Annotated in this window: 17 protein-coding genes; 6 read left to right on the plus strand and 11 right to left on the minus strand. The window is 47.2% G+C overall.

The genetic code is table 11. The annotated features are described in order from the left end of the window. Nucleotides 1-244: 244 nt before the first annotated feature. The 3 genes from FZD51_RS17645 to FZD51_RS17655 form a co-directional block, all read right to left on the minus strand. Nucleotides 245-985, minus strand: a complete 741-nt coding sequence (locus FZD51_RS17645; RefSeq protein ID WP_148975976.1) for a TPM domain-containing protein — start codon at nucleotides 983-985, stop codon at nucleotides 245-247. Beyond that, nucleotides 985-1,560 carry a LemA family protein gene (locus FZD51_RS17650; protein WP_148975977.1) on the minus strand — a complete coding sequence of 192 codons (576 nt, stop codon included), beginning with the start codon at nucleotides 1,558-1,560 and terminating at the stop codon, nucleotides 985-987. Before FZD51_RS17650 ends, FZD51_RS17645 begins: the two co-directional genes overlap by 1 nt. 160 nt (nucleotides 1,561-1,720) lie before the next feature. Continuing rightward, on the minus strand, nucleotides 1,721-2,347 hold the full coding sequence (locus FZD51_RS17655) for a metal-dependent hydrolase (protein ID WP_148975978.1): 627 nt from the start codon (nucleotides 2,345-2,347) through the stop codon (nucleotides 1,721-1,723). A gap of 231 nt (nucleotides 2,348-2,578) precedes the next feature. Between FZD51_RS17655 and FZD51_RS17660 the strand changes: the two genes are divergently transcribed. After that, nucleotides 2,579-3,088 carry an SRPBCC family protein gene (locus FZD51_RS17660; protein WP_148975979.1) on the plus strand — a complete coding sequence of 170 codons (510 nt, stop codon included), beginning with the start codon at nucleotides 2,579-2,581 and terminating at the stop codon, nucleotides 3,086-3,088. A 174-nt stretch (nucleotides 3,089-3,262) separates the two neighbouring features. Then, nucleotides 3,263-4,519: a CYP152 family fatty-acid peroxygenase CypC gene (locus tag FZD51_RS17665; RefSeq protein ID WP_148976116.1), complete on the plus strand. Its 1,257-nt coding sequence runs from the start codon at nucleotides 3,263-3,265 to the stop codon at nucleotides 4,517-4,519. 155 nt (nucleotides 4,520-4,674) lie between these two features. Here FZD51_RS17665 and FZD51_RS17670 read toward each other — a convergent pair whose 3' ends face one another. Continuing rightward, a complete protein-coding gene (locus FZD51_RS17670; RefSeq protein WP_129613661.1) occupies nucleotides 4,675-4,875 on the minus strand; it encodes a cold-shock protein in 201 nt (66 codons plus the stop codon). Nucleotides 4,876-5,295: 420 nt separating this feature from the next. Between FZD51_RS17670 and FZD51_RS17675 the strand changes: the two genes are divergently transcribed. Then, nucleotides 5,296-6,546 (plus strand): GGDEF domain-containing protein, encoded by a 1,251-nt coding sequence (locus FZD51_RS17675; protein ID WP_148975980.1) that lies wholly within the window; start codon nucleotides 5,296-5,298, stop codon nucleotides 6,544-6,546. A 45-nt stretch (nucleotides 6,547-6,591) separates the two neighbouring features. On the opposite strand, the gene FZD51_RS17680 is transcribed toward FZD51_RS17675, so the two are convergent. From FZD51_RS17680 to FZD51_RS17690, 3 genes are all read right to left on the minus strand, one after another. Continuing rightward, nucleotides 6,592-8,637: a catalase gene (locus FZD51_RS17680; RefSeq protein WP_148975981.1), complete on the minus strand. Its 2,046-nt coding sequence runs from the start codon at nucleotides 8,635-8,637 to the stop codon at nucleotides 6,592-6,594. Nucleotides 8,638-8,770: 133 nt separating this feature from the next. Continuing rightward, nucleotides 8,771-9,049 (minus strand): GNAT family N-acetyltransferase, encoded by a 279-nt coding sequence (locus FZD51_RS17685; protein WP_148975982.1) that lies wholly within the window; start codon nucleotides 9,047-9,049, stop codon nucleotides 8,771-8,773. Next, complete coding sequence (locus FZD51_RS17690; RefSeq protein WP_148975983.1) at nucleotides 9,019-9,606, minus strand: Clp protease N-terminal domain-containing protein; 588 nt, start codon at nucleotides 9,604-9,606, stop codon at nucleotides 9,019-9,021. Before FZD51_RS17690 ends, FZD51_RS17685 begins: the two co-directional genes overlap by 31 nt. Before the next feature lie 111 nt (nucleotides 9,607-9,717). Here FZD51_RS17690 and FZD51_RS17695 point away from each other — a divergent pair, with 111 nt between their 5' ends. Further along, complete coding sequence (locus FZD51_RS17695; RefSeq protein ID WP_148975984.1) at nucleotides 9,718-10,365, plus strand: hypothetical protein; 648 nt, start codon at nucleotides 9,718-9,720, stop codon at nucleotides 10,363-10,365. 26 nt (nucleotides 10,366-10,391) lie between these two features. Here FZD51_RS17695 and FZD51_RS17700 read toward each other — a convergent pair whose 3' ends face one another. The 4 genes from FZD51_RS17700 to FZD51_RS17715 all read right to left on the minus strand — a co-directional run bounded on the left by FZD51_RS17700 (nucleotide 10,392) and on the right by FZD51_RS17715 (nucleotide 11,922). Further along, nucleotides 10,392-10,646 (minus strand): hypothetical protein, encoded by a 255-nt coding sequence (locus FZD51_RS17700; RefSeq protein ID WP_148975985.1) that lies wholly within the window; start codon nucleotides 10,644-10,646, stop codon nucleotides 10,392-10,394. A gap of 34 nt (nucleotides 10,647-10,680) precedes the next feature. Next, entirely contained in the window at nucleotides 10,681-11,199 is a 519-nt protein-coding gene (locus tag FZD51_RS17705) for a GNAT family N-acetyltransferase (protein ID WP_101551984.1), read from the minus strand. 18 nt (nucleotides 11,200-11,217) lie between these two features. Then, the gene (locus FZD51_RS17710; protein WP_094768049.1) at nucleotides 11,218-11,640 is read right to left on the minus strand and encodes a DUF1801 domain-containing protein; all 423 of its coding nucleotides are present in this window, start codon (nucleotides 11,638-11,640) and stop codon (nucleotides 11,218-11,220) included. 129 nt (nucleotides 11,641-11,769) lie between these two features. After that, nucleotides 11,770-11,922 (minus strand): YfhE family protein, encoded by a 153-nt coding sequence (locus FZD51_RS17715; protein ID WP_148975986.1) that lies wholly within the window; start codon nucleotides 11,920-11,922, stop codon nucleotides 11,770-11,772. Nucleotides 11,923-12,040: 118 nt separating this feature from the next. On the opposite strand from FZD51_RS17715, the gene FZD51_RS17720 reads away from it, so the two are divergent. Together FZD51_RS17720 and FZD51_RS17725 are read left to right on the plus strand one after the other, a co-directional pair. Next, the gene (locus tag FZD51_RS17720; RefSeq protein WP_148975987.1) at nucleotides 12,041-12,367 is read left to right on the plus strand and encodes a hypothetical protein; all 327 of its coding nucleotides are present in this window, start codon (nucleotides 12,041-12,043) and stop codon (nucleotides 12,365-12,367) included. A gap of 201 nt (nucleotides 12,368-12,568) precedes the next feature. Continuing rightward, a complete protein-coding gene (locus FZD51_RS17725; RefSeq protein WP_148975988.1) occupies nucleotides 12,569-13,516 on the plus strand; it encodes an L-lactate dehydrogenase in 948 nt (315 codons plus the stop codon). Nucleotides 13,517-13,676: the final 160 nt, after the last annotated feature.

The following is a 13,676-nucleotide window of genomic DNA, read 5'->3' on the forward strand; positions in this document are numbered from 1 at the left end:
ACTCATAGTTTCCGGCTTTTTTTATTATTCTGTCAGCCTGAAGCTGGGGGTTATCCTTAAGACGGGTGTGCAGCGGCAGAATGTGAGTGGTTTAGAATCAGAGCGGTGCTTGAATTTACCGATTGAAGCATTAATCCACTTAAAGCCGCTGTTTTATTGATTATTTCCTGACTTTTTTTAATCATTTCCCGCCTTTTTCTACCGAATCGGCAAAATCGCACGCAAGCAGCCCTTCTTTTCTCTCTCACCAGCCCCTGCTGGCACCCCCGCCGCCGGATGAGCCGCCCCCGCCGCCGCGGGGACCGCCTCCGCCGCTTCTTCCTCCGCCCCGCGAAATGACAGAAAGAAGAATATAGGTCAATGTACCGCCAAAAAACATGAAATCCAGCACGATGACCCCGACGATGATGATGAATAATAGCCAGGAAGGAATGCCTGTGCCCTGCTCTCCTGCCGGCTGTTCTGCACCCTGGCCTTGGCCATACTCGGCTGCGGCTTCGCCGGCAAGCGTTTTATATGTGTCAAGGACAGCCTGCCCCGGCTGTCCGGCCTGCAGCCGGGGAAACGTCACTTCATCAAGTATCCTTCCGGCTTTGCCGTCGGGTATCCGGCCCTCCAGCCCATAGCCGACCTCAATCCTGGCTTTTTCGTCCTTCATGGCAAGAACAAGCAGGACGCCATTGTTCTCCTCGGCACTGCCGATGGCATATTGCCGGAATGCCTGGTTTGCGTATTCCTCGATCGGCCGCCCCCCGGTCGTTTCTACTGTCAGGACTGCTACCTGGGCAGTGGTCCGGTCTTCAAGGGAGCGCCCAAGGGCCCGTATTTCATTTTCCTGTTCCGGACTTAAGACATCTGCAAAGTCCTGGACATATATATCCCCGGATGGGGCGGGAATTCCGTTTTCTTCACCGTGTGCCGCGCCTGCAGAGATAAACAGCAGAAGCAGCGCCAGAACAAGCGGGAATGCCCGATGCCGGATCATTACTCATTGCCCCCAAAGTCAACTTCAGGCGCTTCTTCGGCAGCTGGATCGGCCCGGAAGTATTCTTTTTCATCGAAGCCTGTCACTTTAGCAACAATTACACCGGGAAAATTTTGGACTCTTTTGTTATAGCTTCCCACCTGCTCATTATAATCCTGGCGGGCTACGGATATCCGGTTCTCTGTTCCGGCAAGTTCATCCATCAGCTGCGTAAATTGCTTGTCCGCCTTCAGATTCGGGTAGTTCTCAACCACAACGAGCAGCCTGCTCAATGCATTCGAAAGCTCGGTATTGGCCGTAGCTTCTTCTTCAGGTGTCCTTGCTCCTGCCAGCCTCGCCCTGGCATCAGAGATGGATTGGATGACTTCCTTTTCGTGGGCAGCATACCCTTTGACAGTATTAACGAGGTTCGGGATCAGATCCAGCCTTCGCTGAAGCTGGTTTTCGATCTGCGCATACGCTTTGTCCACATCTTCCTCAGCATTTACAAATCCATTATAGCTGGATCCCAGCATCATAAAAATGATAACTAAGGCTACAACGGCAATCGCTATCCCTGCAAAACCCTTTTTCAAGTTGTCCACTCCCAATTCATAGATGATTTATCTGCTTGAACATTATTTTTCCTTCTTTTCCCGAAAGCTAAACTTTCAAGAAGAGAATGAAAGATGGCATTTTCAGGATAAAAATTTCCAGCTCATAAAAAAGAAGCAGCCCCCATTCAGGACCGCTTCTTCATATCTCTTTTGACGAAAATGGCAGCAACAATTTAATGCCGCGCTTATTGAAAGGTAAAAACTTCATATCGGTAATAAGATGGCTCGCATAGGCAGCCATACAAGTTTTAAAGACTCCTTCTATCGCAAGGGAAGCATCGAGCCTGTAAGCAATCACCGCAAAGAAGATCAGGCCTGCTGCCGAATGTGTGTAGGTCCTGTGGGAGACGAACGATGCTGCAATGATGTATACACCCAAAAGCAAAAGCCAGCTTTCCTGAAGAGATAAACCGCCGGCTGCTATCCCGATCCCGGTAACCGTCAGCATCCTCCTCTTCGTGATGAAGGATGCCAGGATTACAATGGCTGCTCCAGCCCCCATTCCGAGCCAGCGCTCTTTGCTTTCTCCTTCAAGGAAGCTGTACAAGCACATCAAAAGCCCAATCGTCTGGGCAATCGAGCGGATCGCTTTATGTGATATTGTAATTTTATTGCTGAGCTTGCCGTCGATATCGGCATCAGGCAAGAGGGCTGAAGCTGTGCCGATCCCCACTAGTACAAGAGTTTCCGCAGGGCTTGAATGCACGGCATTTGCTGCCATAAATCCAATGACGGCCCCGACTGTCATATGCGCTGTTCCGTTCATGCTGTCATCCTGTCTATTTTTATATGTTAATCATTATACTAGCATAACAGAACATATGATTGCATGGGGAATTAGTCTTTTTCAGGAAAAATATAACTTCATTTTTGATAAATAAATTTACAGCTTTCATTCTTTTAACGTATATTTAGAATAGTATAATTATGGCCGGGCCAGACATCGCAGCTTCTATTTCCCACCTCCCTCGGCTGAATATTTCAAAAGGAGGAGGACATGACAATGCTAAAAGATACCCGAACCGGGCTAGTGATTTCAAGGAAATTCGACGCACCGCGCGAGCTTGTATTCAAAGCATGGACAGAAGCAGAGCACCTCAAGAACTGGTGGGGCCCTAAAGGATATGCCATGAAGGTCACCATGCTGGAACTCCATCCAAAAGGAATGTTCCACTACAGCCAGAAGTCTCCCGAAGGCTATGAAATATGGGGGCGGTTCATATATGACGAAATCTCCCCTCCGGAAAAACTTATATTCATCAACTCTTTTTCAGATGAAGAAGGCAGTGCAGTCCGCGCTCCTTTTAATTCAGGATGGCCCCTTGAAGTGGTCAACCAGGTAAGTTTTATCAGTACGGAAAATAAAACAGAGATAGAGCTGCTGGCATCTCCCCTTAATCCTGAGATCCATGAGCAGCGCAGCTTTGAAGCTGCACTGGATGGTTTGCACCAGGAATATTCCAGCACCTTCAGCCAGCTGGATGAATACTTAAGGATGATTATATAATCTGTTATTCTCCCCATTCACTTTGATGGGGAGTTTTTTTGTTCCTGCAAACGATATTGCCGGGTTTCAGAAGTTTCTATTAAAGAAACTTCTGCCCGGTGTTTAGCCGCCTGTAATTAGTGAAAAATAATACAAGACAAATGCAGGTATAAAAAGGAGCAGATGCTGATGGCAATGAACGGACAGATCCCCCATGATAAAAGTCTTGATAACAGCCTTTCTTTAATGCAGGAAGGCTATGAATTTATTCCCAACAGGAAAACGCGGTACGAAACAGAGCTTTTTGAAGCCCGCCTGCTTGGGCAAAAAGTGATTTGCATGAGCGGAAAAGAAGCGGCGCGGCTATTCTATGATACAAGCCGTTTTCAAAGAAATGGCGCAGCCCCGAAACGGATTCAAAAAACATTATTTGGTGAAAACGCCATCCAGACGATGGACGGTGATGCGCATATCCACAGAAAGCTCTTGTTCATTTCCCTGATGACGCCTCCCCATCAAAAAAGGCTTGCCGGGATGGTCATGCATGAATGGAAGGCAGCGGCAGCCAAGTGGCAGGAAAACGGAAATGAGGTTGTGCTGATGGAAGAAGCCAAGGTTATTCTCTGCCGCACAGCCTGCGCATGGGCTGGTGTCCCGCTGAAGCCCGAGGATGAAAAGGAGAGAGCTGAAGAGTTTGCCGATATGGTAGACGCCTTCGGTGCGGTCGGGCCGCGCCATTGGAAAGGCAGGCATGCGAGGAACAGCTCTGAAGACTGGATACGGGGCATCATAGAGGATGTCAGAGAAGGCAAGCTGGCTGCAGAAGAAGGCTCCGCCCTGTATGAAATGGCTTTCCACAAAAACCTGGACGGCACCCATCTTGATTCACAGATGGCCGCTGTCGAGCTCATCAATGTTCTCCGCCCGATTGTTGCCATTTCGACTTTCATTGCCTTTTCTGCCCTTGCCCTTCACGGTCATCCCCGCTATAAGGAGATGCTCCAAACCGGCAGCGTCAGCGAGCTTGAAATGTTTGTCCAGGAAGTGCGGCGCTTCTATCCTTTCGGTCCGTTCCTTGGAGCGATTGTACGTAAAGACTTCATCTGGAATGAGGCGGAATTCAAAGAGGGGATGCTTGTCCTTCTCGACATTTATGGGACCAACCATGACCCGCTGCTTTGGGAGGAACCGTACGAATTCCGGCCGGAGCGTTTCGAAAATTGGGACGGCAGCCTCTTTGACCTGATCCCTCAAGGCGGCGGCGATGCTTCAAAGGGGCACCGCTGTCCGGGGGAAGGCATAACGATTGAGGTTATGAAGGCAAGCCTTGACTTCCTCGTGAACGAAATTGGCTATTCCGTTCCGGAGAATCAGGACTTGAGCTTCAGCCTTTCCAGGATGCCGACATTTCCAGAGAGCGGCTTTATCATGAGCAATATAAAAACAAAATAATGATTTTATAGAAAAGGACAGCTTCCTTCTACTGGGAGGTGTCCTTTTATCCAGGTGCATATGTTTTGAGGTTCTGTTCAGCCGGTTGTTTCACTTTATTTCCACACAAAAAAAACAGGCACTCAATTGAGTGCCTGTTTTTAGCTCGCACGTAATTATGCTTTAACTACGTTAGAAGCTTGAGGTCCGCGTTGACCTTCTTCGATGTCGAAAGAAACTTCTTGACCTTCGTCAAGAGTTTTGAAGCCTTCGCCTTGGATAGCTGAGAAGTGAACGAATACATCTTGACCTTCTGAAGTTTCGATGAATCCGAATCCTTTTTCTGCGTTAAACCATTTAACTTTACCTGTAGCCATGTTTGTTGCCTCCTTGCGTGTAAACACACATTGTATTACTATTCTTGCTCAAAGTTATCAAGGCGAAAAGTATCAAAACTGTTCTTTCCTTATATACCGAACAAAAATAATTTCACTTTATGATAACAGATTAACAAAGGATAAGCAAATTTATTCGTTAAAAAAATGGAAACGGTAACAATCCGATAAATCTCGACAATTTTCTTGTGTGCCAGGCACCATAGTTGGACAAATGTCCATCTGCCGGGCCTGGCATCCTTCTGTTCAAGTTGGGAAAATCATGTAATATTTGTTTTTTTTATGTTCTGAATTTTTAAATTGCTATATAATTAGGAAATAGGTTTGTGGCAGTTAAGCTGTTTGACTTTTTAAGACCGATTTTTTTATAACAATCGCGGGGAAGGGGTCCAAATACCAATTATGCTAAAGGCGCGATTATTTATCTTTTTTATTTTCTTCACTTCACTTGCAGTTGCTTCCCAGTCGGAATGGACTGTTCCGGACATGAATGTATATCTCCTGGCCCTTGCTTTCTATTGGATCTTTTCTATTTCTTATTTCCATCTTAGGATACACAGCAAGCTGGGCAGCTCGACCATTGACTATGGCATTACCTACAGCCTTTCATTCGGACTTTTCGCCGGGCCGGCAGGACTGCTTATATTCGAGACGCTCTATCGCTTTACGGTTTATTTTACAAAAGTGAAGACCAAAACAGCAGATCCTGATGAATTCATCCATACCTTTTACAACATCGGTGCCTTTACGCTGAATAACAGCATTGCCTATTTCATCTTTCAATCTCTGTATCCCCGGATGGAAGGCATCCCATTCGGCTTCTGGCTGCTGATGCTGCTGCTTATTACCGTGACAGCCATCCTGTCGGACCTTTATTTGATCATTTTCTTCTCATTCCTTGGAGAAATCAATACGCGCAGGGAGGCAATCGATTTTATAAAAAGCAGGAGTGTCCTTGATATGGGAAAGATTGCTTTCACAAACGGATTCCTCCTTCTTTTCCTGCAGCAAGGGAAATGGGATATGCTCCTTGGCCTGTTCCTGCTGAATTATCTTGTGAGCCGGTCTTTCCTCTCCAAGTCACAGAGTGCACAGCATAAGTATGAGCGTGATAAATTTGAGCAGATGGCATATACCGACTTTCTTACAGGTGTCCATAACCGCGCCTTCATGGACCAGAAAATGAAGGAATTGGACAAGGCCCAGGAAACGGTTGGGATCATAGTGGCCGATATAGACAAATTCAAGCAGATCAATGACTCTTATAACCACGCAGTAGGCGACTGCGTCATCAGGCATTTTGCGGATTGCCTGAAAGGGGTGCTCACAGAGGAAGATGTCCTTATCCGGAGCGGCGGGGAGGAATTCACTCTTTTCCTCCGAGGCAGGGACTTTAATCAATGCAGCCTGCTGATCGAAGATATTAACGGGGGGCTTCTGGAAAGGCCGGCTGAAGCCGATTTCCACGGGAAAATGATCCAGATAGGCTATACAGCCTCTTTCGGTCTTTATTATGGAAAGGTAAACACAGAAACACCAATGGAAAAAGCCTATATCCTGGCAGACCAGCTGCTTTTTCAGGCAAAAGATCTTGGCAGGAACCGTGTTTCGGCCAAGAATGGTTTAGTCAGCCTGGAAGCCATAGGCTCTTAGCATATACAGAAGAAAGCAGCGGAATCATGTTCCGCTGCTTTACTATTATACGAGCTGCCGCTCCCAAAAGCGGTGCTGGGCAATTGCCTGGATAAACTCCTCTGCGAAGCTTTCTGTTCCATCTCCAAGTACAACTCCTGCAGCATTGCTTTTACCGCTGTTTTCAATCCATTTCCTGCCTTCATGAGTCGCTCCGATCGGCTTGAAATGGGAGAAGGCTTCATTGATGAAGTAGGCTGCATCCTGCTGGAATTTCTTTGTTCCGCCATTGCCTCCTGCGGCATATATGCCATCCACCAAAACAGATTCAGTGGTAAGGAATGTTTCTTGGACTTCAAGCTCGCTTCCATCAGAGCCTTTAATCATCCCGAGCCTGCTGCTGATTATGACGGGCATAATGCCTTCTGCCTTCAAGGCTTCCAGCACCTTCATGATCTCTCCATTAAATCCATCAGCGGCAATGACGCCCACCTTGCGTGTTGCAGGGAGCTTTTTCGTTTTTTCCTGGCTGAGTGCAGGCGACGATTTTGTTACAGGAGAACCGCCCTCTTCAGGAGGGACTGCCCCGATATTTTTTGCAAATTCTCTTGTCATTTCAAGATCGACATTGGCAAACATGTCCACAACCTGCTGCTGGATCGACTTGCTCTTCACTTTGCCGAGTTCAAAACTGAACGCATCGATGATATGCTGCTTTTCCGGTCCGCTCATACTGTTCCAGAAAAGCTTCGCCTGTGAGAAGTGATCCTTGAAGCTGTCGCTCCTCGCCCTGACCTTGCGCCCCTCGACCTTTTCCTGGTAATGGGCATACCCGCCCTCTGCCTCTGAAGCAGGTGATGGGGTATTATTCGCGATTGAATTATTATGATAGCTCACCGGCCCTTTATTGATGGTCTGGCGGTGGAAACCATCCCGCTGATTATTATGGAAAGGACAAACCGGGCGGTTAATCGGTATCTCATGAAAATTAGGCCCCCCGAGGCGAAGTAGCTGTGTGTCTGTGTAGGAGAATAAACGCCCCTGAAGCAGCGGATCATTGGTAAAATCAATCCCCGGCACTACATGGCCCGGGTGGAAAGCGACCTGCTCAGTCTCCGCAAAAACATTATCCACATTCCGATTGAGCGTCATTTTTCCAATGATTTGGACGGGTATGTCTTCCTCCGGCCAGAGTTTCGTAGGGTCCAGAATATCGAAATCAAAGGCAAATTCGTCTTCTTCTTTTATGACCTGGATACCCAGCTCAAATTCAGGATAATTACCCTGTTCAATGGACTCCCAAAGATCCCTGCGGTTAAAGTCAGGATCTTTCCCGGCTATCTTCTGCGCTTCGTCCCAGATAAGGGAATGAACGCCAAGCACCGGCTTCCAGTGGAACTTAACAAAATGCGAAACTCCCTCTTCGTTTACAAGACGGAATGTATGGACGCCGAACCCTTCCATCATGCGGAAGCTTCTTGGAAGGGCCCTGTCTGACATCGCCCACAAAACCATATGGGCAGATTCCTGGTTGTTGGCGATAAAGTCCCAAAAGGTGTCATGTGCAGAGGCTGCCTGCGGCATTTCTGTATGAGGCTCAGGCTTCACTGCATGCACGAAATCGGGGAATTTGATCGCATCCTGGATGAAAAAGACAGGCATATTATTGCCTACCAGGTCATAATTGCCTTCTTCTGTATAAAATTTTGTCGAAAACCCGCGTACATCCCTTACAGTCTCTGCTGATCCGCGGAAGCCGACGACTGTTGAAAACCTTACAAATACAGGAGTTTTCGCACCAGGATCCTGCAGGAACTTTGCCTTCGTGAATTTCTTCATTGATTCATATACCTGGAATTCCCCATGTGCTGCAAAGCCGCGTGCATGGACGACCCGCTCCGGAATCCGTTCGTGGTCAAAATGAGTCATTTTTTCCCGGAAATGAAAATCCTCCAGCAAGGTCGGCCCCCGTACACCTGCCTTAAGGGAAAACTCATCCTCTGAAACTTTTAGACCCTGATTGGTTGTCAGTTTTTCCCCCCGGTCATCTGTCCGGAATTCCTCGAGCTGTTCGTTTTTGCTGGATTCATTTACATTGCGGTTATCTTTCATTCAGTCTCCTCCTAATATTGCATGGCTCATATTGACTGGCAGCTATGTACAAGTCCTTTACCCATTCCCAGCAGAAGAGAGAGCTAAACAGAGAAAGCAGACTAAATGTTTCAATTTTTTGAACAGCAACATGTTAATCAGGATACGGAATGACGACAGCCCGGCACGTCTTTTCATAAAATTCAATCGGTCCCGCCCCGCCGATGACCGCATATTCATAGCCAATTTCTTTCATATTCTTCAGGCAGGCATGGAGAAGGGCGCTTCCTGTTCCTTTTTCCCGAGTGCCTCCAGCCACTCCCATCGGCCCGAAATATCCCTTTTTTCCCTTATATGAATCAAACACTGCAAACCCGATCAGCTTCCCGTCTCCACTGAAAGCTATGTAGACCGGCGGTTCCTCCTGCTCCATTCCAGCTTCAGCCGTTTGGGCCCATTCAGCCGAAAAATGGGCTTCTGCAATGCGGCAAGCATCTCTCTATCCTTTTTGCCAGCTTTCCTGACCGTAGAGAACAGCTTGTCAGGCGGTGAGTACGATGCCAGGTGTACAGCTAAATCTCTGGCTGCTGCCCCGATTGCTAGCATCTGCTGTTTATCTTCCTTCCCTGCCAATTCAGCAAGAGAATCACAGGAAAGCAGCGCCTTCAGGAGATGGCCTTCATTAAGGATCATCTGGCCGTATCTTTTCATATAGCCGGCAGCCGCCTCCATCACGACCTTGGTTTCCTCAGATATCTCTGCCGGAAATCCAGCCGGCAAGCTCCCCCCTTCTTCAGAATTTTTGATTGCTGCTGAGCGGAGGGTGCTTATGTCTAAACGGCACTTATTCGCCAGTTCCGCAAATGCCCCGGTCCTTTCAAGCAGGCAGCCGGCCAGCAGATGCTCCGGCTGGATAAACCGGCAGCCAGTCCCCAGCCGTTCTCCTTCTGCCAAGCGGATGATTCTTTTCAGGCGGTCTGTCATTCTCATTTTTCTTGGCCTCCTTCTGTTTGTTTAAAATAGGGAACCTTTTTCCATCTTTTCCGTATTAATTAGTAGGGCAAGGGGTAAAAATTATAGACAATAGGAGGGCGGAAAACTATGTGGCTTGACCTGTATTTTATTATCATGTTCCTCATTGGATGCCATTACCTGCTTCAGCTCCGGCTTCGTATAAAAAAAGCGGCCGATCTGTCGGGACAAGCTTTATTCCCACGCACAAAGGAAGAATATTCAGGCATCCTGCTGCCAGGCGAATGGAAGGAAATGCAGCCGATCACGAAAAATACCAAATCCTATCAGTATATAAAATGGGGAACAGGATGTGCTTTTTTCCTCATGGCCGGCTTCCTCCTGCTCCTGCTTTTAACTGATTGGCTTGACCCCGCCTTCTTGAATGCGGCTTATATATTCTTTGCCATTGCAAGCTTCATCCCCCAGCCGCAGAATCTATTTATCATGAAGGACGGCATTATTCTGCACGGAAGGTTTTACAGCCAGAGTGAGATCCGCTCTTTTGAAACAGAGAAAATTGTCCGATGGCATCCTCTTTACGGGCTGGACTCCCGCGCAGACAATGGCTATCAATTAAAGCTTAAGGTGAAGAATCGTTTGTTTCAGCCAGGCCTCATTGCTGTGCCGGACAAAAAGCACTTAACAGCAATAGAAAACCTGCTTGGAAATATAGGTATAGAAAGAACCAGTTCAAGTGAATATGAGAGTAAAAAAGAATCCTCCAGCGGGGCATAATGCTGGAGGATTTTTTACGGCTCCTTTCACCGGGCACTTTTTTTCCACGACAGCACTGCTCCAAACAGGAGCGCACCTGCAATAAAAGTCACAGGTAATATCCAGGGGGACGGTGCCGGTCCAAATGAAACCAAGGCCGGTGCTGAGGCAGCTTCATGCCAGGCCCTGTCCATATCAGGTTCATAGTTTTTGGTTTGTAAATAGCCATTCACCATAGAATAAGCCGCATATATTAGATGGCATGATGCTGAAAGGATACATGCCTTTACTGCCAGCTTCATCGCTTCATCTCTCCTATTCTTGATTTTCTGGCTGCTAAAATGCAGCGTTAAAATCCTTCCATCCATACACACAGAGCTCGAGCTCCCGGCCGCTGCCGATTTTTATTGGGATAGCATCCTTCAGCAGCCTTGCACCAGTGTGTTCATAAAAGCTGCAGGCATCATTTTCTTTCAGCACCTTTACGATAGCAGAACGAATTCCCTCTTTTTGAAATACTTGAAAAAGCTCTTGCAGGAGTGCCTTTCCAAGGCCAGTTCCCTGATGCTCTTCAAGCACATATAGACAGGTGACATCCCCCTTGAAACCGCCATACTCCCCTGTTTCCTCTTGGCTTCCGTCTGCAAAACCAACTATCCTGCCATTTTCCTCTGCCACAAGTACAATATTTCCGGGTATCGCGATATTCCTGTGCCACAGCTCTGCCCTTTTTTCCACGGAAAGAGCTGCAAGATATTCATCATCAATAATGCCCCTATAAGCAGTCCTCCATGTTTCCACATGGACTTTGGCGATTCCTTCTGCATCCTGGTCCTTCGCTCTCCTGATCTTCATTCTTGCCCCTCCCGTCCCCTAGGATTCCGGATATGTATTCCTTAGAAACCGGATCGATTGGAGGATCAGCTCCCTTAATACCTCTTCATCCACATCTGCCAGCTTATTGATGTACACACAGGCCTTGCCGGCTGTATGCTTGCCGAATCTTTCAAGCAGTTCTCCCCTTTGAGTGTCTCCGGTGGCAAAATAGAGGCTGATCTTTGCCTTCCTCGGGGAAAAGCCGACAAGCGGTGCGTCTCCTTCATGCCCGGTCTTATATTTATAATGATAAGATCCAAATCCGATAATGCTCTCTCCCCACATCTTCGCCTTGTATCCGCTTGTATCCTCAAAAATTTCAATCAGTCTGTAGGCATCCTGCCGTTTCTTCGGGCTGTCTACATTTTCAATGAATTCTTCTACACTTTTATCATTTTCCCTCGTCTTCTGCTCGTACATCATTTCCCTCCTTAAGTTTCTATTTTACTTAGTGTACATTTCTACAACAGGGGCTGTTCTCCTTCCTGCAGACGGCCTTTTTATAAGATGCAAAAAGCCCCGCCGTCTTGCGGCAGGGCTTCCTTTCCATCATTCACTTTTTTCGCTGGAATCGGAGTCTTGTTTCTTTTCAGCTTTATAGGCTTTCTTGAAATCACTGCTGTAGTTCACTTCCTGGGTATCGGAGAGACCGTTGTTCTTCTCTGTGTTGAACCCTTTGTATGGTGGTTTTTTGTCTGCCATTTTAGCATTCTCCTTTCCAATTTATATTCATTATTCTTTTACCCTCCGGACATTCCTGCAAACAGAAAGTTTAGAGGCCCCCTCTAATTAGGTAAACAAAGAACAGAGGTGATGAAGAATGACATTGAAAAAGATAGGTACGCTTCCCGAATTGGTGAAGAGGGCGGAACATGCGGCCGGTTCCCGTTTATACATCAGCCAGGAGGAATCCTCTCGTCCTGGTGCTGTTCTCGGGGACGAAGACAGTCCCAGCGGCTCCTCGATGGGTCTGGAGCTTAGTCTCCTTCTCCAAACTGGCTCTGAACAGTTGTACTACAGCAATAAGTACGATGAAGAGGATCTTTACGAAGCAGATCTTGGTTTCCTGGAAGGATTGAAGGAGAATACAGATTACACCCTCCTCTCCCCCTCAGATTTCAGAAAAAGGCTGGAAAGTGCTGAATAAACGGCTTAGAACAGCTGCTTTAGCGGTTATGAAAGGATCATAACCGTTATTTTTCAGGGTGATTGTGAAGTGTTTCGCAAAATGGCCACAGAGTTTGTGATTATTTTCACATTTATAATATATAATAAAAGTATCTTAAATTACCGCCTCGCGGGATATAAGCAGATATATGACTCTTACAATTGAAGGGAGAAATTCAGGATGAAAACAAATAAAGTGAACAGGGTTGTTGTGATTGGCACGGGAGCTGTGGGCTGCAGCTATGCATACTCAATGGTCAACCAGGGCGCTGCAGAAGAAATTGTCCTGATTGATGTAAATGAAGCTAAGGCCGAAGGTGAAGCAATGGACCTTAATCACGGGATGCCGTTTGCCCCTTCCCCAGTCAGGCTGTGGAATGGAACCTATGATGACTGCAGGGAAGCTGATCTTGTCGTTATCACTGCAGGCTTGCCCCAAAAGCCTGGCGAAACAAGGCTCGACCTTGTTGCAAAGAACACCGGCATTTTCAAAACCATCGTCAAACAGATTATGGCGAGCGGCTTTGACGGCATTTTTCTGGTCGCAACAAATCCGGTTGACATCCTGACATATGTGACGTGGAAAGAATCCGGCCTCCCGAAGGAAAGAGTCATCGGATCAGGCACCGTACTTGATTCAGCCAGGCTGCGCTTTAAGCTGGGCGAGTATTTCAAAGTGGATACAAGGAATGTCCACGCAGCCATCATCGGAGAACACGGAGATACGGAATTCCCTGTTTGGAGCCATAGCAGCATTGGCATTGAACCCCTTGGCAACTTTTTGAAGCGCAAAGAGGACGTGAACCCGGACTGTCTTGAAAAAATATTCGTCAATGTACGTGATGCAGCCTACGATATCATTCAAAGAAAAGGTGCGACCTATTATGGGATCGGAATGTCGCTGGCCAGGATTACGAAAGCAATCCTCCATAACGAAAATTGCATCCTGACCATTTCTGCTTATTTGGACGGCGAATATGGAGAAAAGGACCTTTATATAGGTGTTCCCGCCATCATCAACCGGGAAGGCATCCGTGAAATAATTGAAATCGACCTGAATGAGAGAGAGAAAGAGCAGTTCCGCACCTCTGCGAAAGTATTGAAGGAGATTATGGCCAATACACTTTAATTCAAATAGGAGCCGGCTGACCGATGCCGGCTTCTTTTTTTTTAGATATATCAAACTACTCTTCTCCTTTCTTCATATCCTTAGATTTTGTTTCACTGTCTTCCGCAGATTAAGCAGAATGGAAAATAGTGCGGTAACAGCGGCAAGCACAATCATCATA

The organism is Bacillus infantis (genome assembly GCF_008180445.1).
Lineage (GTDB): Bacteria > Bacillota > Bacilli > Bacillales > Cytobacillaceae > Bacillus_AB > Bacillus_AB infantis_B.

Coding starts and splice junctions, on each gene's coding strand:
- FZD51_RS17645 (WP_148975976.1), bottom strand. CDS start 985: ATGATCCGGCATCGGGCATTCCCGCTTGTTCTGGCGCTGCTTCTGCTG.
- FZD51_RS17655 (WP_148975978.1), bottom strand. CDS start 2,347: ATGAACGGAACAGCGCATATGACAGTCGGGGCCGTCATTGGATTTATG.
- FZD51_RS17660 (WP_148975979.1), top strand. CDS start 2,579: ATGACAATGCTAAAAGATACCCGAACCGGGCTAGTGATTTCAAGGAAA.
- FZD51_RS17665 (WP_148976116.1), top strand. CDS start 3,263: ATGAACGGACAGATCCCCCATGATAAAAGTCTTGATAACAGCCTTTCT.
- FZD51_RS17670 (WP_129613661.1), bottom strand. CDS start 4,875: ATGGCTACAGGTAAAGTTAAATGGTTTAACGCAGAAAAAGGATTCGGA.
- FZD51_RS17675 (WP_148975980.1), top strand. CDS start 5,296: ATGCTAAAGGCGCGATTATTTATCTTTTTTATTTTCTTCACTTCACTT.
- FZD51_RS17680 (WP_148975981.1), bottom strand. CDS start 8,637: ATGAAAGATAACCGCAATGTAAATGAATCCAGCAAAAACGAACAGCTC.
- FZD51_RS17685 (WP_148975982.1), bottom strand. CDS start 9,049: ATGGAGCAGGAGGAACCGCCGGTCTACATAGCTTTCAGTGGAGACGGG.
- FZD51_RS17690 (WP_148975983.1), bottom strand. CDS start 9,606: ATGAGAATGACAGACCGCCTGAAAAGAATCATCCGCTTGGCAGAAGGA.
- FZD51_RS17695 (WP_148975984.1), top strand. CDS start 9,718: ATGTGGCTTGACCTGTATTTTATTATCATGTTCCTCATTGGATGCCAT.
- FZD51_RS17700 (WP_148975985.1), bottom strand. CDS start 10,646: ATGAAGCTGGCAGTAAAGGCATGTATCCTTTCAGCATCATGCCATCTA.
- FZD51_RS17705 (WP_101551984.1), bottom strand. CDS start 11,199: ATGAAGATCAGGAGAGCGAAGGACCAGGATGCAGAAGGAATCGCCAAA.
- FZD51_RS17710 (WP_094768049.1), bottom strand. CDS start 11,640: ATGTACGAGCAGAAGACGAGGGAAAATGATAAAAGTGTAGAAGAATTC.
- FZD51_RS17715 (WP_148975986.1), bottom strand. CDS start 11,922: ATGGCAGACAAAAAACCACCATACAAAGGGTTCAACACAGAGAAGAAC.
- FZD51_RS17720 (WP_148975987.1), top strand. CDS start 12,041: ATGACATTGAAAAAGATAGGTACGCTTCCCGAATTGGTGAAGAGGGCG.
- FZD51_RS17725 (WP_148975988.1), top strand. CDS start 12,569: ATGAAAACAAATAAAGTGAACAGGGTTGTTGTGATTGGCACGGGAGCT.